This is a genomic window from Pseudomonas sp. MF6751, from assembly GCF_016613265.1.
GTDB classification, from domain to species: domain Bacteria; phylum Pseudomonadota; class Gammaproteobacteria; order Pseudomonadales; family Pseudomonadaceae; genus Aquipseudomonas; species Aquipseudomonas fluorescens_BV.
The window spans coordinates 298,178-319,082 of sequence record NZ_JAENSV010000002.1 but is presented as its reverse complement, the minus strand read 5'-3'; the positions used below and the strand labels follow the sequence as shown (position 1 = coordinate 319,082).

The 20,905-nt window shown below is 55.1% G+C and carries 23 protein-coding genes; all 23 read left to right on the top strand.

Annotation, left to right across the window (positions count from 1 at the left end):
- The first annotated feature begins 78 nt into the window (after positions 1-78).
- The 23 genes from rplL (at position 79) to rpsH (ending at position 20,897) form a co-directional block, all read left to right on the top strand.
- Positions 79-444 carry a 50S ribosomal protein L7/L12 gene (gene rplL / locus JJD66_RS03350; protein ID WP_020302454.1) on the top strand — a complete coding sequence of 122 codons (366 nt, stop codon included), beginning with the start codon at positions 79-81 and terminating at the stop codon, positions 442-444.
- A 219-nt stretch (positions 445-663) separates the two neighbouring features.
- Positions 664-4,737 (top strand): DNA-directed RNA polymerase subunit beta, encoded by a 4,074-nt coding sequence (gene rpoB, locus JJD66_RS03345; RefSeq protein ID WP_010206926.1) that lies wholly within the window; start codon positions 664-666, stop codon positions 4,735-4,737.
- Positions 4,738-4,801: 64 nt separating this feature from the next.
- Complete coding sequence (rpoC, locus tag JJD66_RS03340; protein WP_005791982.1) at positions 4,802-9,001, top strand: DNA-directed RNA polymerase subunit beta'; 4,200 nt, start codon at positions 4,802-4,804, stop codon at positions 8,999-9,001.
- A gap of 216 nt (positions 9,002-9,217) precedes the next feature.
- Entirely contained in the window at positions 9,218-9,589 is a 372-nt protein-coding gene (rpsL, locus tag JJD66_RS03335) for a 30S ribosomal protein S12 (RefSeq protein WP_002555494.1), read from the top strand.
- Between the two features lie 118 nt (positions 9,590-9,707).
- Positions 9,708-10,178: a 30S ribosomal protein S7 gene (gene rpsG / locus JJD66_RS03330; protein WP_002555493.1), complete on the top strand. Its 471-nt coding sequence runs from the start codon at positions 9,708-9,710 to the stop codon at positions 10,176-10,178.
- 30 nt (positions 10,179-10,208) lie between these two features.
- Entirely contained in the window at positions 10,209-12,314 is a 2,106-nt protein-coding gene (fusA, locus tag JJD66_RS03325) for an elongation factor G (protein WP_003194651.1), read from the top strand.
- 30 nt (positions 12,315-12,344) lie between these two features.
- Entirely contained in the window at positions 12,345-13,538 is a 1,194-nt protein-coding gene (gene tuf / locus JJD66_RS03320; protein ID WP_005791980.1) for an elongation factor Tu, read from the top strand.
- Positions 13,539-13,696: 158 nt separating this feature from the next.
- On the top strand, positions 13,697-14,008 hold the full coding sequence (gene rpsJ / locus JJD66_RS03315; RefSeq protein WP_003186070.1) for a 30S ribosomal protein S10: 312 nt from the start codon (positions 13,697-13,699) through the stop codon (positions 14,006-14,008).
- Between the two features lie 81 nt (positions 14,009-14,089).
- Entirely contained in the window at positions 14,090-14,725 is a 636-nt protein-coding gene (gene rplC / locus JJD66_RS03310; RefSeq protein WP_003194649.1) for a 50S ribosomal protein L3, read from the top strand.
- 12 nt (positions 14,726-14,737) lie between these two features.
- Positions 14,738-15,340 (top strand): 50S ribosomal protein L4, encoded by a 603-nt coding sequence (gene rplD, locus JJD66_RS03305; RefSeq protein WP_003176424.1) that lies wholly within the window; start codon positions 14,738-14,740, stop codon positions 15,338-15,340.
- Positions 15,337-15,636, top strand: a complete 300-nt coding sequence (rplW, locus tag JJD66_RS03300) for a 50S ribosomal protein L23 (protein ID WP_002555488.1) — start codon at positions 15,337-15,339, stop codon at positions 15,634-15,636. The genes rplD and rplW overlap by 4 nt, the downstream gene beginning before the upstream one ends.
- A gap of 14 nt (positions 15,637-15,650) precedes the next feature.
- Positions 15,651-16,475, top strand: a complete 825-nt coding sequence (gene rplB / locus JJD66_RS03295) for a 50S ribosomal protein L2 (protein WP_003186055.1) — start codon at positions 15,651-15,653, stop codon at positions 16,473-16,475.
- 16 nt (positions 16,476-16,491) lie between these two features.
- Positions 16,492-16,767: a 30S ribosomal protein S19 gene (gene rpsS / locus JJD66_RS03290; RefSeq protein ID WP_002555486.1), complete on the top strand. Its 276-nt coding sequence runs from the start codon at positions 16,492-16,494 to the stop codon at positions 16,765-16,767.
- A gap of 11 nt (positions 16,768-16,778) precedes the next feature.
- Entirely contained in the window at positions 16,779-17,111 is a 333-nt protein-coding gene (gene rplV / locus JJD66_RS03285) for a 50S ribosomal protein L22 (RefSeq protein WP_003103908.1), read from the top strand.
- Between the two features lie 13 nt (positions 17,112-17,124).
- Positions 17,125-17,811, top strand: coding sequence for a 30S ribosomal protein S3 (gene rpsC, locus JJD66_RS03280; RefSeq protein ID WP_003176422.1), 687 nt, complete (start codon positions 17,125-17,127; stop codon positions 17,809-17,811).
- A gap of 12 nt (positions 17,812-17,823) precedes the next feature.
- Positions 17,824-18,237, top strand: coding sequence for a 50S ribosomal protein L16 (gene rplP, locus JJD66_RS03275; RefSeq protein WP_003176421.1), 414 nt, complete (start codon positions 17,824-17,826; stop codon positions 18,235-18,237).
- A complete protein-coding gene (gene rpmC, locus JJD66_RS03270) occupies positions 18,237-18,428 on the top strand; it encodes a 50S ribosomal protein L29 (RefSeq protein ID WP_002555481.1) in 192 nt (63 codons plus the stop codon). Before rplP ends, rpmC begins: the two co-directional genes overlap by 1 nt.
- A gap of 2 nt (positions 18,429-18,430) precedes the next feature.
- Positions 18,431-18,697 (top strand): 30S ribosomal protein S17, encoded by a 267-nt coding sequence (gene rpsQ / locus JJD66_RS03265; RefSeq protein WP_003194644.1) that lies wholly within the window; start codon positions 18,431-18,433, stop codon positions 18,695-18,697.
- A 23-nt stretch (positions 18,698-18,720) separates the two neighbouring features.
- Positions 18,721-19,089 carry a 50S ribosomal protein L14 gene (gene rplN / locus JJD66_RS03260; RefSeq protein WP_002555479.1) on the top strand — a complete coding sequence of 123 codons (369 nt, stop codon included), beginning with the start codon at positions 18,721-18,723 and terminating at the stop codon, positions 19,087-19,089.
- A gap of 11 nt (positions 19,090-19,100) precedes the next feature.
- The gene (rplX, locus tag JJD66_RS03255) at positions 19,101-19,415 is read left to right on the top strand and encodes a 50S ribosomal protein L24 (protein WP_003176416.1); all 315 of its coding nucleotides are present in this window, start codon (positions 19,101-19,103) and stop codon (positions 19,413-19,415) included.
- 22 nt (positions 19,416-19,437) lie between these two features.
- Positions 19,438-19,977 carry a 50S ribosomal protein L5 gene (rplE, locus tag JJD66_RS03250; RefSeq protein WP_003194642.1) on the top strand — a complete coding sequence of 180 codons (540 nt, stop codon included), beginning with the start codon at positions 19,438-19,440 and terminating at the stop codon, positions 19,975-19,977.
- A 13-nt stretch (positions 19,978-19,990) separates the two neighbouring features.
- Positions 19,991-20,296 carry a 30S ribosomal protein S14 gene (gene rpsN, locus JJD66_RS03245; protein WP_003176414.1) on the top strand — a complete coding sequence of 102 codons (306 nt, stop codon included), beginning with the start codon at positions 19,991-19,993 and terminating at the stop codon, positions 20,294-20,296.
- A 208-nt stretch (positions 20,297-20,504) separates the two neighbouring features.
- Complete coding sequence (gene rpsH, locus JJD66_RS03240) at positions 20,505-20,897, top strand: 30S ribosomal protein S8 (RefSeq protein ID WP_003176413.1); 393 nt, start codon at positions 20,505-20,507, stop codon at positions 20,895-20,897.
- The last annotated feature ends 8 nt before the right edge of the window (positions 20,898-20,905 follow it).

The window sequence follows — 20,905 nt, the reverse complement described above, 5'->3', positions numbered from 1 at the left end:
GGCTGAGCAACCTCTCTCGCGTATTTTTGTTTATTTCGATGGCCGCGTAGGCCGTCCCCCAATTCAGGAAATACAGCAATGTCTATCTCCCAAGACGATATCCTCAACGCCGTAGCTGAAATGTCGGTTCTGCAGGTTGTTGAGCTGATCAAAGCTTTCGAAGAAAAATTCGGCGTTTCCGCTGCCGCTGCTTCCGCCGGTCCAGCTGCTGCTGCTGCCGTTGTTGAAGAGCAAACCGAATTCAACGTCATGCTGACCGAAGCTGGCGAGAAGAAAGTAAACGTGATCAAGGCAGTACGTGAACTGACCGGTCTGGGCCTGAAAGAAGCCAAGGCTGTAGTTGACGGCGCTCCTGCCATGGTTCTGGAAGCTGTTACTAAAGACGCAGCTGACAAAGCCAAAGCTACTCTGGAAGAAGCAGGCGCTAAAGTCGAGCTGAAGTAAGCATCGACCTTGCGTCTCCAGCCCAAGCGTTAAGCTGAAGGCTGATGGCTGGTGGCTCTTGCCACCGGCCTTTTTCCGTTCTTGGCTGTCGACTCGGTCGCCGCCATTAACGCGCTGTAGCCACCCGAAGCGGTGGTGCAAACCATGGGGTTTGCAAGATTTTCTGGCTGCTCCCGTCGGAGGGGCCAAACAAGCAGGTGACCAAGCTGGGGAACGCTGATGGCTTACTCATATACTGAGAAAAAACGTATCCGCAAGGACTTTAGCAAGTTGCCGGACGTCATGGATGTCCCGTACCTTCTGGCTATCCAGCTGGATTCGTATCGTGAATTCTTGCAGGCGGGAGCGACCAAAGATCAGTTCCGCGACGTGGGCCTGCATGCGGCCTTCAAATCCGTTTTCCCGATCATCAGCTACTCCGGCAATGCTGCGCTGGAGTACGTCGGTTATCGCCTGGGCGAACCGGCATTTGATGTCAAAGAATGCGTGTTGCGTGGCGTTACGTACGCCGTACCTTTGCGGGTAAAAGTCCGTTTGATCATTTTCGACAAAGAATCGTCGAACAAAGCGATCAAGGACATCAAAGAGCAAGAAGTCTACATGGGCGAAATCCCATTGATGACTGAGAACGGTACCTTCGTAATCAACGGTACCGAGCGTGTAATCGTTTCCCAACTGCACCGTTCCCCGGGGGTGTTCTTCGACCACGACCGCGGCAAGACGCACAGCTCCGGCAAACTCCTGTACTCCGCGCGGATCATTCCGTACCGCGGTTCGTGGTTGGACTTCGAGTTCGACCCGAAAGACTGCGTGTTCGTGCGTATCGACCGTCGTCGCAAGCTGCCGGCCTCGGTACTGCTGCGCGCGCTCGGCTATACCACTGAGCAAGTGCTGGACGCTTTCTATACCACCAACGTATTCAGCCTGAAGGATGAAACTCTCAAGCTGGAGCTGATCGCTTCGCGTCTGCGTGGTGAAATTGCTGTCCTGGACATCCAGGATGAAAAAGGCAAGGTCATCGTTGAGGCTGGCCGTCGTATCACTGCGCGCCACATCAACCAGATCGAAAAAGCCGGTATCAAAGAGCTGGAAGTGCCTCTGGACTACGTTCTGGGTCGCACTACCGCCAAGGTCATCGTTCACCCGGCTACAGGCGAAATCCTGGCTGAGTGCAACACCGAGCTGAACACCGAGATCCTGGCCAAAATCGCCAAGGCCCAGGTTGTTCGTATCGAGACCCTGTACACCAACGATATCGACTGCGGTCCGTTCATCTCCGACACACTGAAGATCGACTCCACCAGCAACCAATTGGAAGCGCTGGTCGAGATCTATCGCATGATGCGTCCTGGTGAGCCACCAACCAAAGACGCTGCTGAAACCCTGTTCAACAACCTGTTCTTCAGCCCTGAGCGTTATGACCTGTCTGCGGTCGGCCGGATGAAGTTCAACCGTCGTATCGGTCGTACCGAGATCGAAGGTTCGGGCGTGCTGTGCAAGGAAGACATCGTCGCGGTATTGAAGACCCTGGTCGACATCCGTAACGGCAAAGGCATCGTCGATGACATCGACCACCTGGGTAACCGTCGTGTTCGCTGCGTAGGCGAAATGGCCGAGAACCAGTTCCGCGTTGGCCTGGTACGTGTTGAGCGTGCGGTCAAAGAGCGTCTGTCGATGGCTGAAAGCGAAGGCCTGATGCCGCAAGACCTGATCAACGCCAAGCCAGTGGCTGCGGCGGTGAAAGAGTTCTTCGGTTCCAGCCAGCTTTCGCAGTTCATGGACCAGAACAACCCGCTCTCCGAGATCACCCACAAGCGCCGTGTTTCTGCACTGGGCCCGGGCGGTCTGACCCGTGAGCGTGCTGGCTTTGAAGTTCGTGACGTACACCCGACGCATTACGGTCGTGTATGCCCGATCGAAACGCCGGAAGGTCCGAACATCGGTCTGATCAACTCTCTGGCTGCCTATGCGCGCACCAACCAGTACGGCTTCCTCGAAAGCCCATACCGTGTGGTGAAAGACGCCCTGGTCACCGACGAGATCGTATTCCTGTCCGCCATCGAAGAAGCTGATCACGTGATCGCTCAGGCTTCGGCCACGATGAACGACAAGAAAGTCCTGGTCGACGAGCTGGTAGCTGTTCGTCACTTGAACGAGTTCACCGTCAAGGCGCCGGAAGACGTCACCTTGATGGACGTTTCTCCGAAGCAGGTAGTTTCGGTTGCAGCGTCGCTGATCCCGTTCCTGGAACACGATGACGCCAACCGTGCGTTGATGGGTTCCAACATGCAGCGTCAAGCTGTACCGACCCTGCGTGCTGACAAGCCGCTGGTAGGTACCGGCATGGAGCGCAACGTAGCACGTGACTCCGGCGTTTGCGTCGTGGCTCGTCGTGGCGGCGTGATCGACTCCGTTGATGCCAGTCGTATCGTGGTTCGTGTTGCCGATGACGAAGTAGAAACTGGCGAAGCCGGTGTCGACATCTACAACCTGACCAAATACACCCGCTCGAACCAGAACACCTGCATCAACCAGCGTCCGCTGGTGAGCAAGGGTGATCGCGTTCAGCGTAGCGACATCATGGCCGACGGCCCGTCCACCGACATGGGTGAACTGGCTCTGGGTCAGAACATGCGCATCGCGTTCATGGCATGGAACGGCTTCAACTTCGAAGACTCCATCTGCCTGTCCGAGCGTGTGGTTCAAGAAGACCGCTTCACCACGATCCACATCCAGGAACTGACGTGTGTGGCGCGTGATACCAAGCTTGGGCCTGAGGAAATCACTGCAGACATCCCTAACGTGGGTGAAGCTGCACTGAACAAGCTGGACGAAGCCGGTATCGTTTATGTAGGTGCTGAAGTTGGCGCTGGCGACATCCTGGTCGGTAAGGTCACTCCGAAAGGCGAGACCCAACTGACGCCGGAAGAGAAGCTGCTGCGTGCCATCTTCGGTGAAAAAGCCAGCGACGTTAAAGACACCTCTCTGCGCGTACCTACCGGTACCAAGGGTACGGTCATCGACGTACAGGTCTTCACCCGTGACGGCGTTGAGCGTGATGCTCGTGCACTGTCCATCGAGAAGACCCAGCTCGACGAGATCCGCAAGGACCTGAACGAAGAGTTCCGTATCGTTGAAGGCGCGACCTTCGAACGTCTGCGTTCCGCTCTGGTAGGCCACAAGGCTGAAGGCGGCGCAGGCCTGAAGAAAGGTCAGGACATCACCGACGAAATCCTCGACGGTCTTGAGCACGGCCAGTGGTTCAAACTGCGCATGGCTGAAGATGCTCTGAACGAGCAGCTCGAGAAGGCCCAGGCCTATATCGTTGATCGTCGCCGTCTGCTGGACGACAAGTTCGAAGACAAGAAGCGCAAACTGCAGCAGGGCGATGACCTGGCTCCAGGCGTGCTGAAAATCGTCAAGGTTTACCTGGCAATCCGTCGCCGCATCCAACCGGGCGACAAGATGGCCGGTCGTCACGGTAACAAAGGTGTGGTCTCTGTGATCATGCCGGTTGAAGACATGCCGCACGATGCCAATGGCACCCCGGTCGACGTCGTCCTCAACCCGTTGGGCGTACCTTCGCGTATGAACGTTGGTCAGATCCTTGAAACCCACCTGGGCCTCGCGGCCAAAGGTCTGGGCGAGAAGATCAACCGCATGATCGAAGAGCAGCGCAAAGTCGCAGACCTGCGTAAGTTCCTGCACGAGATCTACAACGAGATCGGCGGTCGCAACGAAGAGCTGGACACCTTCTCCGACCAGGAAATCCTGGATCTGGCGAAGAACCTGCGCGGCGGCGTTCCAATGGCTACCCCGGTGTTCGACGGTGCCAAGGAAAGCGAAATCAAGGCCATGCTGAAACTGGCAGACCTGCCAGAAAGCGGCCAGATGCAGCTGTTCGACGGCCGTACCGGCAACAAGTTCGAGCGCCCGGTTACTGTTGGCTACATGTACATGCTGAAGCTGAACCACTTGGTAGACGACAAGATGCACGCTCGTTCTACCGGTTCGTACAGCCTGGTTACCCAGCAGCCGCTGGGTGGTAAGGCTCAGTTCGGTGGTCAGCGTTTCGGGGAGATGGAGGTCTGGGCACTGGAAGCATACGGTGCTGCATACACTCTGCAAGAAATGCTCACAGTGAAGTCGGACGATGTGAACGGTCGTACCAAGATGTACAAAAACATCGTGGACGGCGATCACCGTATGGAGCCGGGCATGCCCGAGTCCTTCAACGTGTTGATCAAAGAAATTCGTTCCCTCGGCATCGATATCGATCTGGAAACCGAATAACACGTGACGCGAATCGAGAGCGGGGCTGTTTAGCCCGCTCTCTGCTCCGCCAGGAGGAAAGGCCTTGAAAGACCTACTGAATTTGCTGAAAAACCAGGGTCAAGTCGAAGAGTTCGACGCCATCCGTATTGGGTTGGCATCGCCTGAGATGATCCGTTCGTGGTCGTTCGGTGAAGTTAAAAAGCCGGAAACCATCAACTACCGTACGTTCAAACCTGAGCGTGACGGCCTGTTCTGCGCCAAGATCTTTGGCCCGGTAAAGGATTACGAGTGCCTGTGCGGTAAGTACAAGCGCTTGAAGCACCGTGGTGTGATCTGCGAGAAGTGTGGCGTTGAAGTCGCACTGGCCAAAGTTCGTCGTGAGCGCATGGCGCACATCGAACTGGCTTCGCCGGTTGCCCACATCTGGTTCCTGAAATCGCTGCCGTCCCGTATCGGCTTGCTGATGGACATGACCCTGCGTGATATCGAACGTGTTCTCTACTTCGAGAGCTATGTCGTTATCGACCCAGGCATGACCACCCTTGAAAAAGGTCAGCTGCTGAACGACGAGCAGTACTTCGAAGCGCTGGAAGAGTTCGGCGACGATTTCGATGCCCGCATGGGTGCCGAAGCTGTCCGCGAACTGCTGCACGCTATCGACCTGGAGCACGAGATTGGTCGTCTGCGCGAAGAGATTCCGCAAACCAACTCCGAAACCAAGATCAAGAAACTGTCCAAGCGTCTGAAGTTGATGGAAGCCTTCCAGGGTTCCGGCAACTTGCCAGAGTGGATGGTGCTGACCGTTCTGCCGGTTCTGCCGCCAGACCTGCGTCCGCTGGTGCCGTTGGACGGTGGTCGTTTCGCGACGTCCGACCTCAACGACCTGTACCGCCGCGTGATCAACCGTAACAACCGCTTGAAGCGCCTGCTTGATCTGTCCGCTCCGGACATCATCGTGCGCAACGAAAAGCGTATGTTGCAAGAAGCGGTCGATGCCCTGCTCGACAACGGTCGTCGTGGCCGCGCTATCACCGGTTCGAACAAGCGTCCTCTGAAATCCTTGGCTGACATGATCAAGGGTAAGCAGGGTCGTTTCCGTCAGAACTTGCTCGGTAAGCGTGTTGACTACTCCGGTCGTTCGGTAATTACCGTAGGCCCGACCCTGCGTCTGCACCAGTGCGGTCTGCCTAAGAAGATGGCACTCGAGCTGTTCAAGCCGTTCATCTTCGGCAAGCTGGAAATGCGCGGTCTTGCGACCACCATCAAAGCGGCCAAGAAAATGGTCGAGCGCGAACTGCCAGAGGTTTGGGACGTTCTCGCTGAAGTGATCCGCGAACACCCGGTTCTCCTCAACCGTGCACCGACCCTTCACCGTCTGGGTATCCAGGCGTTTGAACCTGTACTGATCGAAGGTAAGGCTATCCAGCTGCACCCTCTGGTCTGTGCTGCGTACAACGCCGACTTCGACGGCGACCAAATGGCTGTGCACGTACCGCTGACACTGGAAGCCCAGTTGGAAGCACGTGCGTTGATGATGTCGACCAACAACATTCTGTCGCCAGCCAACGGTGAGCCAATCATCGTTCCGTCGCAGGACGTTGTATTGGGTCTGTACTACATGACTCGTGAAGCGATCAACGCTAAAGGCGAGGGTCGTGTGTTCGCTGACCTGCAAGAAGTTGACCGTGTGTTCCGTGCTGGCGAAGCCGCACTGCACGCCAAGGTCAAAGTACGGATCAACGAAACCGTCAACGACCGTGACGGCGGCAGCGTGAGCAACACCCGTATCGTCGACACCACTGTCGGCCGTGCGCTGTTGTATCAGGTTGTGCCAAAAGGTCTGTCGTACGACGTCGTCAACCTGCCGATGAAGAAAAAGGCGATCTCCAAGCTGATCAACCAGTGCTACCGCGTGGTTGGTTTGAAAGAGACCGTTATCTTCGCTGACCAGTTGATGTACACAGGTTTCGCTTACTCGACCATCTCCGGCGTTTCCATCGGTGTTAACGACTTCGTTATCCCGGATGAAAAAGCTCGCATCATCAGTGCTGCTACTGACGAAGTGAAAGAGATCGAGAGCCAGTACGCCTCCGGCCTGGTAACTCAGGGCGAGAAGTACAACAAGGTGATCGACCTTTGGTCCAAGGCGAACGACGAAGTTTCCAAGGCGATGATGGCCAACCTCTCGAAAGAGAAAGTCATCGACCGTCACGGCGACGAAGTTGACCAAGAGTCCTTCAACTCGATGTACATGATGGCCGACTCGGGCGCACGGGGTTCTGCTGCGCAGATCCGTCAGCTCGCCGGTATGCGTGGCCTGATGGCCAAGCCGGACGGTTCCATCATCGAAACGCCGATTACTGCGAACTTCCGTGAAGGTTTGAGCGTACTTCAGTACTTCATCTCCACTCACGGTGCTCGTAAGGGTCTTGCGGATACCGCGTTGAAAACCGCTAACTCCGGTTACCTGACTCGTCGTCTGGTAGACGTTGCACAAGATCTGGTTGTAACCGAGATCGATTGCGGCACCGAGCACGGCCTGCTGATGACTCCGCACATTGAAGGCGGTGACGTTGTAGAGCCGCTGGGTGAGCGCGTATTGGGTCGTGTTATTGCCCGTGACGTATTCAAGCCAGGCACCGAGGAAGTTATCGTTCCTGCCGGTACCCTGGTGGATGAGAAGTGGGTCGAGTTCATCGAACTCAACAGCATCGACGAAGTGATCGTTCGCTCGCCGATCAGCTGCGAAACCCGCTACGGCATCTGCGCCAAGTGCTACGGCCGTGACTTGGCTCGTGGTCACCAGGTGAACATCGGTGAAGCGGTCGGCGTTATCGCTGCCCAGTCCATCGGTGAGCCGGGTACCCAGCTGACCATGCGTACGTTCCACATCGGTGGTGCGGCAAGCCGGACCTCCGCAGCCGACAGTGTTCAGGTTAAGAATGGCGGTACCGTCCGTCTGCACAACCTCAAGCACGTTGAGCGAGTGGATGGCCACCTGGTTGCTGTGTCCCGTTCCGGTGAGCTGGCAATCGCTGATGACTACGGTCGTGAGCGCGAGCGTTACAAGCTGCCGTACGGTGCTGTGATTTCGGTTAAAGAAGGTGACAAGGTCGACGCTGGCGCAATCGTGGCCAAGTGGGATCCGCACACTCACCCAATCGTTACCGAAATGAAAGGTACCGTGACCTACGTGGGCATGGAAGAAGGCATCACGATCAAGCGTCAGACTGACGAATTGACCGGTATGACCAACATTGAAGTACTCGACGCCAAAGATCGTCCAGCTGCCGGCAAAGACATCCGTCCTGCCGTGAAGATGGTCGACGACAACGGCAAGGACCTGTTGCTGCCAGGCACTGACGTAATCGCTCAGTACTTCCTGCCAGCCAACGCCCTGGTCGGTGTAGCGGATGGTGCGAAGATCGCGATCGGTGATGTTATCGCGCGTATTCCGCAAGAAACTTCGAAGACCCGTGACATTACCGGTGGTCTGCCGCGTGTTGCCGACTTGTTCGAAGCTCGTCGTCCGAAAGAGGCGTCGATTCTGGCTGAAGTCAGCGGCACCATCGCGTTCGGTAAAGAGACCAAGGGCAAGCGCCGTCTGGTCATTACTCCGAACGACGGTAGCGATCCGTATGAAGAGCTGATTCCGAAGTGGCGTCACCTGAACGTGTTCGAAGGCGAGCAGGTAAACCGCGGCGAAGTTATCTCCGACGGCCCGAGCGATCCGCACGACATCCTGCGTCTGCTGGGTGTGAGTGCGCTGGCCAAGTACATCGTTAACGAAATTCAGGACGTTTACCGTCTGCAAGGCGTGAAGATCAACGACAAGCACATCGAGACCATCCTGCGTCAGATGCTGCGTAAAGTTGAAATCGCTGAATCCGGCGATTCCAGTTTCATCAAGGGCGACCAGATGGAACTGACTCACGTACTGGTAGAAAACGAGCGCCTGGCGAACGAAGAGAAATTTGTCTCCAAGTTCACTCGCGTGTTGTTGGGTATCACCAAGGCGTCGTTGTCCACTGAGTCGTTCATCTCGGCGGCCTCCTTCCAGGAGACCACTCGCGTACTGACCGAAGCAGCGGTAACCGGCAAGCGCGATTACCTGCGCGGCCTGAAGGAAAACGTAGTCGTGGGTCGTCTGATCCCGGCGGGTACCGGCTTGGCTTACCACAGCGAACGTAAGCGTCGCCGTGATGCTGACAAGCCGCTGCGCGTAAGCGCCAGTGAAGTGGAAGCTGCACTGACCGAAGCGCTGAACTCAAGCGGTAACTGAGTTCCGCGATAGATGAGTCTGGGCCCTGGCACTCCCATTCGTCGGATCGAGGCATTTTTGCCCCGGTTCGGCGCGAGGGGAGGTCGGGGCCTTGCCTTGACTGGGGACAAGATCCTCTTTAGACTCTTGTACCCCTAAATTTGGCGGGAATTCGTTCCTGCCATTTTGCTTTTCTTGCAAGACAATAGCGTCGCAAGACAACAGTGGAGCTAGTAGATGGCAACTATCAACCAGCTGGTACGTCAGCCGCGTAAGCGTATCGTCGAGAAATCCGACGTACCTGCGCTGCAGAACTGCCCGCAACGTCGTGGCGTATGCACCCGTGTGTATACCACCACGCCGAAAAAACCTAACTCGGCACTGCGTAAAGTATGCCGTGTGCGTCTGACCAACGGTTTCGAGGTTTCCTCGTACATCGGCGGTGAAGGCCACAACCTGCAAGAGCACAGCGTGGTACTGATCCGCGGCGGTCGTGTAAAAGACTTGCCAGGTGTTCGTTATCACACCGTACGCGGTTCCTTGGATACTTCCGGCGTTAAAGGTCGTAACCAGGGTCGTTCGAAGTACGGTACCAAGAAGCCTAAGTAGTAGCGGCTTTTTGTAAACCTGAATCATCTTATTTTCTGAGTCGATAAGAGTAAGGTCGGAGGCGTCCCGAAAGGGCACCGATTCCGAGCGAACCTGAAGACCGTTTGAGGGCTTATCCATGCCAAGAAGACGCGTAGCAGCCAAGCGCGAAGTGCTTGACGATCCAAAATACGGAAGCCAAATTCTGGCCAAGTTCATGAACCACGTAATGGAAAGCGGCAAGAAAGCCGTTGCCGAGCGTATCGTTTATGGCGCGCTGGAAAAGGTTAAAGAACGCAAGAACAGCGACCCCCTGGAAATCTTCGAGAAAGCTCTCGACGCCATCGCTCCGCTGGTCGAAGTGAAGTCGCGCCGTGTAGGCGGTGCTACTTACCAGGTTCCGGTTGAAGTTCGCCCGTCCCGTCGTAACGCTCTGGCAATGCGCTGGTTGGTAGACTTCGCCCGTAAGCGCGGCGAGAAGTCTATGGCTCTGCGTTTGGCCGGCGAACTGTTGGACGCTGCTGAAGGTAAAGGTGCTGCTGTTAAGAAGCGTGAAGACGTGCACCGTATGGCTGAAGCCAACAAAGCTTTCTCGCACTACCGCTTCTAATTTTAGCTTCACTAATTTTGCGAGGGCTTTATGGCTCGTACTACTCCGATTAGCCGCTACCGTAACATCGGTATCGTCGCTCACGTGGATGCTGGTAAAACCACCACCACCGAGCGCGTACTGTTTTACACCGGCAAAAGTCACAAAATGGGCGAGGTGCATGACGGCGCCGCGACCACAGACTGGATGGTTCAGGAGCAGGAGCGTGGTATTACCATTACTTCTGCTGCTATTACCGCCTTCTGGAAAGGTTCCGAGAAGCAGTACAAAGACGAGCATCGCTTCAACGTAATCGATACCCCGGGTCACGTAGACTTCACCATTGAAGTTGAACGTTCCCTGCGCGTACTCGACGGCGCTGTCGTTGTGTTCTGCGGCACCTCGGGTGTTGAACCTCAGTCGGAAACCGTATGGCGTCAAGCCAACAAGTACGGCGTTCCACGTCTTGTTTATGTAAACAAGATGGACCGTGCTGGTGCCAACTTCCTGCGCGTGATCGGTCAGATCAAGCAGCGTCTGGGTCACACTCCGGTGCCAATCCAGTTGGCTATCGGTTCCGAAGACAACTTCCAGGGTCAGATCGATCTGATCAACATGGAAGCTGTTTACTGGAATGATTCCGACAAAGGTATGGTTCCTGTTCGCAAGCCTATCCCTGAAGAGCTTCAGGAACTGGCTGACGAGTGGCGCAACAACATGGTTGAGGCTGCGGCCGAAGCCAGCGAAGAGCTGATGAACAAGTACCTCGAAGGTGAAGAACTCACCAACGTGGAAATCAAGGCCGCCCTGCGTCAGCGTACCATCGCTGGCGAGATCGTCTTGGCTGTTTGCGGTTCTTCCTTCAAGAACAAGGGTGTTCCCCTGGTTCTCGACGCCGTTATCGACTACCTGCCTGCTCCAACCGACATTCCTGCTATCAAGGGTTCCAACCCTGATAACGAGGAAGAAGAGATGGAGCGTCATGCAGACGACAACGAGCCGTTCTCGGCTCTGGCGTTCAAGATCGCTACCGACCCATTCGTGGGTACTTTGACCTTCGTCCGCGTTTACTCGGGCGTGTTGGCCTCCGGCGACGGCGTGATCAACTCGGTTAAAGGCAAGAAAGAGCGCGTGGGTCGTATGGTGCAAATGCACGCAAACGCCCGTGAAGAGATCAAGGAAGTACGCGCTGGTGACATCGCGGCCCTGATCGGCATGAAGGACGTCACCACTGGTGAGACTTTGTGCGACGCTGCCAAGCCAATCATCCTGGTTCGCATGGACTTCCCGGAGCCGGTTATTTCGGTTGCCGTAGAGCCTAAGACCAAGGATGACCAGGAAAAAATGGGTATCGCTCTGGGCAAGCTTGCTCAGGAAGATCCATCTTTCCGCGTCAAGACTGATGAAGAGACTGGTCAAACGATCATCTCCGGCATGGGCGAGCTGCACCTGGACATCCTGGTTGACCGGATGCGCCGTGAGTTCAACGTCGAAGCCAACATCGGTAAGCCTCAGGTTTCCTATCGTGAGCGCATCACGAAGAACTGTGAAATCGAAGGCAAGTTCGTTCGTCAGTCCGGCGGTCGTGGTCAGTTCGGTCACTGCTGGATCCGTTTTGCTCCTGCTGACGAAGGTCAGGAAGGTCTGCAATTCGTGAACGAAGTAGTAGGTGGTGTTGTTCCTAAGGAATACATCCCTGCTATCCAGAAGGGTATCGAAGAGCAGATGAAGAACGGTGTTGTTGCCGGCTATCCGCTGATCGGCCTGAAAGCAACCGTTTTTGACGGTTCTTACCACGACGTCGACTCCAACGAGATGGCGTTTAAGGTGGCTGCTTCCATGGCAACCAAGCAACTGGCCCAGAAGGGCGGTGGTGAGTTGCTTGAGCCAATCATGGCGGTAGAAGTTGTTACACCTGAAGACTATATGGGTGATGTCATGGGCGACCTTAACCGTCGTCGCGGCATGATCTTGGGTATGGAAGACACGGTTTCCGGCAAAGTGATTCGCGCCGAGGTTCCGTTGGGCGAGATGTTCGGTTATGCGACCGACGTTCGTTCCATGTCCCAGGGTCGCGCAAGCTACTCTATGGAATTCAAAAAATACAACACAGCTCCGGCGCACATCGCTGAAACTGTATCCAAAAAACAAGGCTGATTCAGTCCTTTAGGCAAGGAGTTAATTGTCGTGGCTAAAGAAAAATTTGATCGTTCCCTACCGCACGTAAACGTTGGCACCATCGGCCACGTTGACCACGGTAAAACCACTCTGACCGCTGCTCTGACTCGCGTCTGCTCCGAAGTTTTCGGTTCGGCTCGTGTTGACTTCGACAAGATCGACAGCGCACCAGAAGAAAAAGCTCGTGGTATCACCATCAACACCGCGCACGTTGAGTACAACTCGACTATTCGTCACTACGCTCACGTTGACTGCCCAGGTCACGCTGACTACGTGAAGAACATGATCACTGGTGCTGCCCAGATGGACGGCGCTATCCTGGTTTGCTCGGCCGCTGATGGTCCGATGCCACAAACCCGTGAGCACATCCTGCTGTCCCGCCAGGTTGGCGTTCCGTACATCGTGGTTTTCCTGAACAAGGCTGACCTGGTAGACGACGCTGAGCTGCTGGAACTGGTTGAGATGGAAGTGCGCGATCTGCTGAGCACTTACGACTTCCCAGGCGACGACACTCCGATCATCATCGGTTCTGCTCGTATGGCTCTGGAAGGCAACGACGAAAACGAAATGGGCACCACTGCCGTTCGTAAACTGGTTGAAACTCTGGACAGCTACATCCCAGAACCAGTTCGTCTGACCGACAAGCCGTTCCTGATGCCAATCGAAGACGTATTCTCGATCTCCGGTCGCGGTACTGTTGTGACTGGTCGTATCGAGCGCGGTATCGTTCGCGTTCAGGATCCACTGGAAATCGTTGGTCTGCGTGACACTACTGTTACCACCTGCACCGGTGTTGAAATGTTCCGCAAACTGCTCGACGAAGGTCGTGCTGGCGAGAACTGCGGCGTTCTGCTGCGTGGTACCAAGCGTGACGACGTTGAGCGTGGCCAGGTTCTGGTTAAGCCAGGTTCGGTCAAGCCGCACACCAAGTTCACCGCAGAAGTTTACGTTCTGAGCAAAGAAGAAGGCGGCCGTCATACTCCGTTCTTCAAAGGCTACCGTCCACAGTTCTACTTCCGTACTACTGACGTGACCGGTAACTGCGAATTGCCAGAAGGCGTTGAAATGGTAATGCCAGGCGATAACATTCAAATGACTGTTACCCTGATCAAAACCATCGCAATGGAAGACGGTCTGCGCTTCGCTATCCGTGAAGGCGGCCGTACCGTTGGTGCTGGCGTTGTAGCTAAAATCATCGAGTAATCTCTCTTTTGAGTGAGCTCTGATGTTTTGAGAAGGCCCCCGCTTAGCGGGGGCCTTTTTTATTGGGTTGACACATATCTAGGGCGTCTATAGAATTGCGCCTCCTTTTAACGGGCGTATTGCGCCCGGTGGGAATAGCAGCCGGAGTCTGAAATCCAATGCAAAATCAGCAAATTCGTATCAGGTTGAAGGCTTTTGACCATCGCCTGATCGACCAATCCACCCAGGAAATCGTGGAAACCGCGAAACGTACTGGTGCTCAAGTGCGTGGTCCAATTCCACTGCCTACCCGTAAAGAGCGGTTCACCGTTCTGGTCTCCCCGCACGTCAACAAAGACGCGCGTGACCAGTACGAGATCCGTACTCATAAGCGCGTACTGGACATCGTCCAGCCAACGGATAAAACCGTTGATGCACTTATGAAGCTCGATCTGGCGGCCGGTGTGGAAGTACAGATCAGCCTCGGCTAAGACTTGGGTCTTAGTCGTGTAACGCTCTGAAATGGGCGGCCATAGCGGGTGAAAGCCCCGTACACTCATGAGGTTTACAACATGACTATTGGTGTAGTCGGTCGTAAATGCGGTATGACCCGTATTTTCACCGAAGAAGGTGTCTCCATTCCGGTCACGGTCATTGAGATCGAACCGAATCGCGTCACCCAGTTCAAAACTGAAGAAACCGATGGCTATCGTGCAGTGCAAGTCACTGTCGGCGAGCGTCGCGCTTCGCGCGTGACTGCTGCTCAAGCAGGTCACTTCGCTAAAGCAAACGTTGCAGCTGGTCGTACTGTTATGGAGTTCCGTCTTGAAGACGGCGACTACCAGGCTGGCGATCTGATCAACGCTGAAATCTTCGCCGCTGGTCAACTGGTTGATGTAACCGGTCAGTCCAAGGGTAAAGGCTTCCAGGGTACGATCAAGCGTTGGAATTTCCGTGGTCAAGACAACACTCACGGTAACTCCGTTTCCCACCGCGTCCCGGGCTCTATTGGCCAGTGCCAGACTCCTGGTCGTGTATTCAAGGGCAAAAAAATGTCCGGTCATATGGGCGCTGAGCGCGTGACCGTGCAGTCCCTCGAAGTAGTGCGCGTCGACGCTGAACGCAATCTGTTGTTGGTCAAGGGTGCTGTTCCTGGCGCTACTGGCGGCAACCTGGTTGTACGTCCAGCGGCCAAGGCTCGCGGTTAAGGGGAAGCTGACATGCAATTAAATGTAAATGACGCTCAAGCGATCGAAGTTTCCGAACTGACATTTGGCGGCGAATTCAACGAGACGCTCGTTCACCAAGCAGTCGTGGCCTACATGGCCGGCGGCCGTCAAGGTAGCAAGCAGCAAAAGACCCGTTCCGACGTACGTGGTGGCGGTAAGCGCCCTTGGCGTCAGAAAGGCACTGGCCGTGCTCGTGCCGGTACTATCCGTAGCCCAATCTGGCGTGGCGGCGGTACCACTTTCGCAGCTCGTCCACAGGATCACTCTCAGAAGCTCAACAAGAAGATGTACCGCGCAGCACTGCGCTCCATCCTTGCTGAACTCGTGCGTACTGATCGTCTGGTCGTGGTTCAGGACTTCGCTGTTGAAAGTCCAAAAACCAAAGATCTGCTGGGCAAACTGAACAACATGAGCCTGACCGACGTTTTGATCGTGTCCGAAGCTGTTGATCAGAACCTGTACCTGGCTGCTCGCAACCTGCCACACGTTGATGTACGTGACGTGCAAGGTTCCGATCCAGTTAGTCTGATCGCATACGACAAGGTGTTGATCACCGTGTCGGCCGTGAAGAAATTCGAGGAGCTGCTGGGATGAACCAGGAACGCGTATTTAAAGTTCTGCTTGGCCCGCACGTTTCCGAAAAGGCTACGGTTCTGGCTGACAAGAAAGGCCAGTTCGTTTTCAAGGTTGCAACTGACGCAACCAAGCTGGAAATCAAGAAGGCCGTCGAAAGCCTGTTCAGCGTGAAAGTAGAGCGTGTTACTACCCTGAATGTTCTGGGTAAGAGCAAGCGCACTGCTCGCGGTCTGGGCAAGCGTAATGACTGGAAGAAGGCGGTTATCTCCCTTCAGCCAGGCCAAGATCTCGATTTCAGCAGCAGTGCTGAGTAAGGAAGGGGTGCATCATGGCAATCGTTAAATGCAAACCGACTTCCCCTGGCCGCCGTTTTGTGGTCAAGGTGGTCAACCAGGAGCTGCATAAAGGCGCTCCTCACGCACCGCTGCTCGAGAAAAAGTCGAAGTCTGGTGGTCGTAACAACAATGGTCGTATTACCACTCGTCACATCGGTGGTGGCCATAAGCAGCATTATCGTCTGGTCGACTTCCGTCGCAACGACAAAGATGGCATCGCTGCCACTGTCGAGCGTATCGAATACGATCCAAACCGTACTGCTCACATCGCTCTGCTGCTGTACGCAGATGGCGAGCGTCGCTACATCATCGCCCCTAAAGGCGTGAGTGCTGGCGACCAGCTGATCGCAGGTGCTCTGGCACCGATCAAGCCGGGCAACGCTCTGCAACTGCGTAACATTCCAGTTGGTAGCACCGTACACGGCATCGAATTGAAGCCAGGTAAAGGCGCACAGATCGCTCGTTCCGCTGGTGCTTCGGCTCAGTTGATCGCTCGTGAAGGTGTCTACGTGACCCTGCGTCTGCGTTCTGGTGAGATGCGTAAAGTACTGGCTGAATGCCGTGCGACCCTGGGCGAAGTCTCGAACTCCGAGCACAGCCTGCGTTCGTTGGGTAAAGCTGGTGCCAAACGCTGGCGTGGCGTTCGCCCAACCGTTCGTGGTGTTGCCATGAACCCGGTTGACCACCCACACGGTGGTGGTGAAGGTCGTACCTCTGGTGGTCGTCATCCGGTATCGCCATGGGGCTTCCCGACTAAGGGCGCGAAGACTCGTGGTAATAAGCGTACCGACAAAATGATCGTCCGTCGTCGCAAGTAAATAGAGGGATACGACAGTGCCACGTTCTCTGAAAAAAGGTCCTTTTATTGATCTTCACCTACTGAAGAAGATCGAAGTGGCGGCGGAAAAGAACGATCGCAAACCAGTTAAGACCTGGTCGCGTCGTTCGATGATCCTGCCACAAATGGTCGGTCTGACCATCGCAGTACACAACGGTCGTCAACACGTCCCAGTTCTCGTTAACGAAGACATGGTCGGCCACAAACTGGGCGAGTTTGCCGGTACCCGCACTTATCGTGGGCACGTGGCAGACAAGAAAGCCAAGCGTTAAGGGGTTAGGAAATGGAAGTAGCCGCTAAGTTGTCGGGCGCTCGAATCTCCGCCCAGAAAGCCCGCTTGGTCGCCGACCAGATCCGCGGGAAGAAGGTGGGCGAAGCGCTCAACCTGTTGGCTTTCAGCAGTAAGAAAGCCGCCGAGATCATGAAGAAAGTGCTGGAGTCGGCCGTAGCCAACGCCGAGCATAACGAAGGCGCAGACGTTGATGACCTGAAGGTCAGCACCGTTTTCGTCAACGAAGGGCGTTCGCTGAAGCGCATCATGCCACGTGCCAAAGGCCGTGCTGATCGCATCGTCAAGCGGTCTTGCCATATCACTGTCAAGGTTGCTGACAAGTAACGGAGTCGAAGAGATGGGTCAGAAAGTACATCCCATTGGCATTCGCCTGGGAATCGTCAAGGAGCACACCTCCGTCTGGTACGCAGACGGTCGGACTTATGCGGACTACTTGTTCGCTGATCTGAAGGTGCGTGAGTATCTCCAAGACAAACTAAAAAGCGCGTCCGTAAGCCGTATCGATATCCATCGTCCGGCGCAAACTGCACGTATCACCATCCACACCGCTCGTCCAGGTATCGTTATCGGGAAGAAAGGTGAAGATGTTGAGAAACTGCGTCAGGACCTGACCAAGCAAATGGGTGTGCCTGTGCACATCAATATCGAAGAGATCCGCAAGCCGGAGCTCGACGGTATGCTGGTTGCGCAGAGCGTAGCTCAGCAGCTGGAGCGTCGCGTAATGTTCCGTCGCGCTATGAAGCGCGCCGTACAGAACGCCATGCGCATTGGTGCCAAAGGCATCAAAATCCAAGTGAGCGGTCGTCTCGGCGGTGCTGAAATCGCACGTACTGAATGGTATCGCGAAGGTCGTGTGCCACTGCACACCCTGCGTGCCGACATCGACTATGCCAACTACGAAGCTCACACCACTTACGGTGTGATCGGTGTAAAGGTTTGGATCTTCAAAGGCGAAGTAATTGGTGGTCGCCAAGAAGAACTGAAACCACAAGCACCAGCGCCTCGTAAAAAAGCTGCTAAGTAAGGGGTACGCCAAATGTTGCAACCTAAGCGTACGAAGTTCCGCAAGCAGATGACAGGCCACAACCGTGGTCTGGCTCAGCGCGGTAGCAAAGTCAGCTTCGGCGAGTTCGCGCTGAAGTCTGTAGCTCGTGGTCGTCTCACCGCTCGTCAGATCGAGTCAGCGCGTCGTGCTCTGACCCGTCACGTAAAACGTGGCGGCAAGATCTGGATCCGTGTATTCCCGGACAAGCCGATCTCCAAAAAGCCTCTCGAGGTTCGGATGGGTAAAGGTAAGGGTAACGTGGAATACTGGGTAGCCCAGATTCAGCCAGGCAAAGTCCTGTATGAAATCGAGGGTGTTTCTGAAGAGCTGGCGCGTGAGGCTTTCGCCCTGGCTGCTGCAAAGCTGCCGCTCGCCACCTCCTTTGTTAAACGGACGGTGATGTGATGAAAGCGAATGAACTTCGTGAAAAATCCGCACAGCAGCTGAACGAGCAACTGCTCGGCCTGCTGCGCGACCAGTTCAATCTGCGTATGCAGAAAGCAACTGGCCAGTTGGGGCAGTCTCATCTGCTCTCGCAAGTTAAGCGTGACATCGCTCGCGTGAAGACTGTGCTCAACCAGCAGGCAGGTAAGTGATCATGGCTGAAGCCGAAAAGACTGTCCGTACGCTGACTGGCCGTGTTGTCAGCGACAAGATGGACAAAACCATCACCGTTTTGATCGAGCGTCGCGTTAAGCACCCGATCTACGGTAAATATGTTAAGCGTTCGACTAAGCTGCACGCGCACGACGAAACCAATCAGTGCCACATCGGCGACAAAGTCACTATTCGTGAAACTCGTCCGATGGCCAAGACCAAGTCTTGGGCACTGGTTGATGTTCTCGAACGCGCTGTGGAAGTCTAAGGACTAGGGGTCGGAGAAATTATATGATTCAGACTCAATCCATGCTCGATGTGGCCGATAACAGCGGCGCTCGCCGTGTTATGTGCATCAAGGTGCTGGGTGGCTCCCATCGTCGTTACGCTGGTATCGGTGACATCATCAAAGTTACCGTGAAGGAAGCAATTCCTCGCGGTAAGGTGAAAAAAGGCCAAGTGATGACTGCTGTTGTAGTCCGCACTCGTCACGGCGTACGTCGTGCTGATGGCTCCATTATCCGCTTTGATGGCAACGCTGCTGTTCTTCTGAACAACAAGCAAGAGCCGATCGGCACCCGTATCTTTGGGCCAGTGACTCGTGAACTTCGTACTGAGAAGTTCATGAAGATCGTCTCGCTCGCCCCAGAAGTGCTGTAAGGAGATCCGACATGCAAAAGATTCGTCGTGACGACGAGATCATCGTGATCGCCGGCAAAGACAAAGGTAAGCGCGGTAAGGTGCTTAAGGTTCTCGCTAATAACCGTCTGGTTATCGGTGGTCTGAACCTGGTCAAGCGTCATACCAAGCCAAACCCGATGTCGGGCGTGCAGGGCGGTATCGTCGAGAAAGAAGCTCCGCTGGACGCTTCTAACGTCGCCATCTTCAACGGCGAAACCAACAAGGCTGACCGCGTTGGTTTCAAAGTAGAAGACGGTAAGAAAATTCGTGTCTTCAAGTCGACCCAAAAAGCGGTTGATGCTTGAACACTGCTAGGTAGATTAGACCATGGCACGACTACAAGAGATTTACCGGAAGGAAATCGCCCCTAAGCTTAAGGAAGAACTTAAGCTCGGGAACGTGATGGAAGTTCCGCGCGTCACCAAAATCACCCTGAACATGGGTCTGGGCGAAGCGATCGGCGACAAAAAAGTCATCGAGCACGCTGTTGCTGACCTGGAAAAGATCACCGGTCAAAAAGTCGTTGTGACTTACGCTCGGAAATCCATCGCTGGCTTTAAAGTCCGTGAAGGTTGGCCGATCGGCGTCAAAGTGACTCTGCGCCGTGAGCGTATGTACGAATTCCTGGATCGTCTGCTGTCGATCTCCCTGCCTCGGGTCCGCGACTTCCGCGGCCTGAATGCCAAGTCCTTCGATGGTCGTGGTAACTACAGCATGGGCGTGAAAGAGCAGATCATCTTCCCGGAAATCGACTACGACAAGATCGATGCTCTCCGCGGTCTGGACATCACCCTGACCACCACTGCCAAGAACGATGATGAAGGCCGCGCTCTGCTGCGTGCGTTCAAATTCCCGTTCCGCAACTGATTGGAGTAGGACCATGGCCAAGATGAGCATGAAAAACCGCGAGCTGAAGCGTCAGCTCACGGTTGCCAAGTACGCCAAGAAGCGTGCAGCACTGAAAGCAATCATCGTTGATCTGAACGCAAGTCCAGAAGCGCGTTGGGAAGCTACAGTTGCTCTGCAGAAGCAGCCACGTGACGCAAGCGCTTCGCGCATGCGTAACCGCTGCCGCCTGACCGGTCGTCCACACGGCGTTTACCGCAAGTTCGGCCTCGGCCGTAACAAACTGCGTGAAGCGGCAATGCGTGGTGACGTACCAGGTCTGGTTAAAGCCAGCTGGTAAGTACTTTCAACGTCCAGGTGGTCGGAATCGCAAGATACTGACCGCCGGTGACCTTGAATCTGGATCAAGCCCCTTTTGGGGCTTGTTTCATTTCTGGAGTATGTCTAAAATACGCGGCTCGCCTGAGCCCGTGTTTTTTGTGCTCGGAGATTCTCGGCGACATATGTAGCCGCAAGGCTAATTTTTTTGTATTAGGAGCGTCTAGCCCATGAGTATGCAGGACCCGTTAGCGGACATGCTAACTCGTATCCGTAATGCCCAGATGGCTGAAAAGTCCGTCGTAAGCATGCCATCTTCCAAGTTGAAGGTAGCTGTTGCCAAAGTCCTGAAAGACGAAGGCTACATTGCGGGTTATCAGATCAGCAGCGAAATCAAACCACTGCTGTCCATCGAGCTGAAGTACTTCGAAGGCCGTTCGGTCATCGAGGAAGTGAAGCGCGTTAGCCGTCCAGGCCTGCGTCAGTACAAGTCCGCTGAAGATCTGCCGAAAGTTCGTGGCGGTCTGGGCGTGTCTATCGTCTCCACCAACAAAGGTGTGATGACGGATCGTGCTGCGCGCGCTGCCGGTGTCGGCGGCGAAGTTCTTTGCACTGTGTTCTAAGGGGGGAT

Coding starts and splice junctions, on each gene's coding strand:
- rpsJ (WP_003186070.1), top strand. CDS start 13,697: ATGCAAAATCAGCAAATTCGTATCAGGTTGAAGGCTTTTGACCATCGC.
- rplX (WP_003176416.1), top strand. CDS start 19,101: ATGCAAAAGATTCGTCGTGACGACGAGATCATCGTGATCGCCGGCAAA.
- rplN (WP_002555479.1), top strand. CDS start 18,721: ATGATTCAGACTCAATCCATGCTCGATGTGGCCGATAACAGCGGCGCT.
- rpsH (WP_003176413.1), top strand. CDS start 20,505: ATGAGTATGCAGGACCCGTTAGCGGACATGCTAACTCGTATCCGTAAT.
- rplD (WP_003176424.1), top strand. CDS start 14,738: ATGCAATTAAATGTAAATGACGCTCAAGCGATCGAAGTTTCCGAACTG.
- rpsG (WP_002555493.1), top strand. CDS start 9,708: ATGCCAAGAAGACGCGTAGCAGCCAAGCGCGAAGTGCTTGACGATCCA.
- rplV (WP_003103908.1), top strand. CDS start 16,779: ATGGAAGTAGCCGCTAAGTTGTCGGGCGCTCGAATCTCCGCCCAGAAA.
- rplC (WP_003194649.1), top strand. CDS start 14,090: ATGACTATTGGTGTAGTCGGTCGTAAATGCGGTATGACCCGTATTTTC.
- rpoB (WP_010206926.1), top strand. CDS start 664: ATGGCTTACTCATATACTGAGAAAAAACGTATCCGCAAGGACTTTAGC.
- rplP (WP_003176421.1), top strand. CDS start 17,824: ATGTTGCAACCTAAGCGTACGAAGTTCCGCAAGCAGATGACAGGCCAC.
- rpmC (WP_002555481.1), top strand. CDS start 18,237: ATGAAAGCGAATGAACTTCGTGAAAAATCCGCACAGCAGCTGAACGAG.
- rplW (WP_002555488.1), top strand. CDS start 15,337: ATGAACCAGGAACGCGTATTTAAAGTTCTGCTTGGCCCGCACGTTTCC.
- rplE (WP_003194642.1), top strand. CDS start 19,438: ATGGCACGACTACAAGAGATTTACCGGAAGGAAATCGCCCCTAAGCTT.
- rpsL (WP_002555494.1), top strand. CDS start 9,218: ATGGCAACTATCAACCAGCTGGTACGTCAGCCGCGTAAGCGTATCGTC.
- rpsC (WP_003176422.1), top strand. CDS start 17,125: ATGGGTCAGAAAGTACATCCCATTGGCATTCGCCTGGGAATCGTCAAG.
- rplB (WP_003186055.1), top strand. CDS start 15,651: ATGGCAATCGTTAAATGCAAACCGACTTCCCCTGGCCGCCGTTTTGTG.
- rplL (WP_020302454.1), top strand. CDS start 79: ATGTCTATCTCCCAAGACGATATCCTCAACGCCGTAGCTGAAATGTCG.
- fusA (WP_003194651.1), top strand. CDS start 10,209: ATGGCTCGTACTACTCCGATTAGCCGCTACCGTAACATCGGTATCGTC.
- rpsQ (WP_003194644.1), top strand. CDS start 18,431: ATGGCTGAAGCCGAAAAGACTGTCCGTACGCTGACTGGCCGTGTTGTC.
- rpsN (WP_003176414.1), top strand. CDS start 19,991: ATGGCCAAGATGAGCATGAAAAACCGCGAGCTGAAGCGTCAGCTCACG.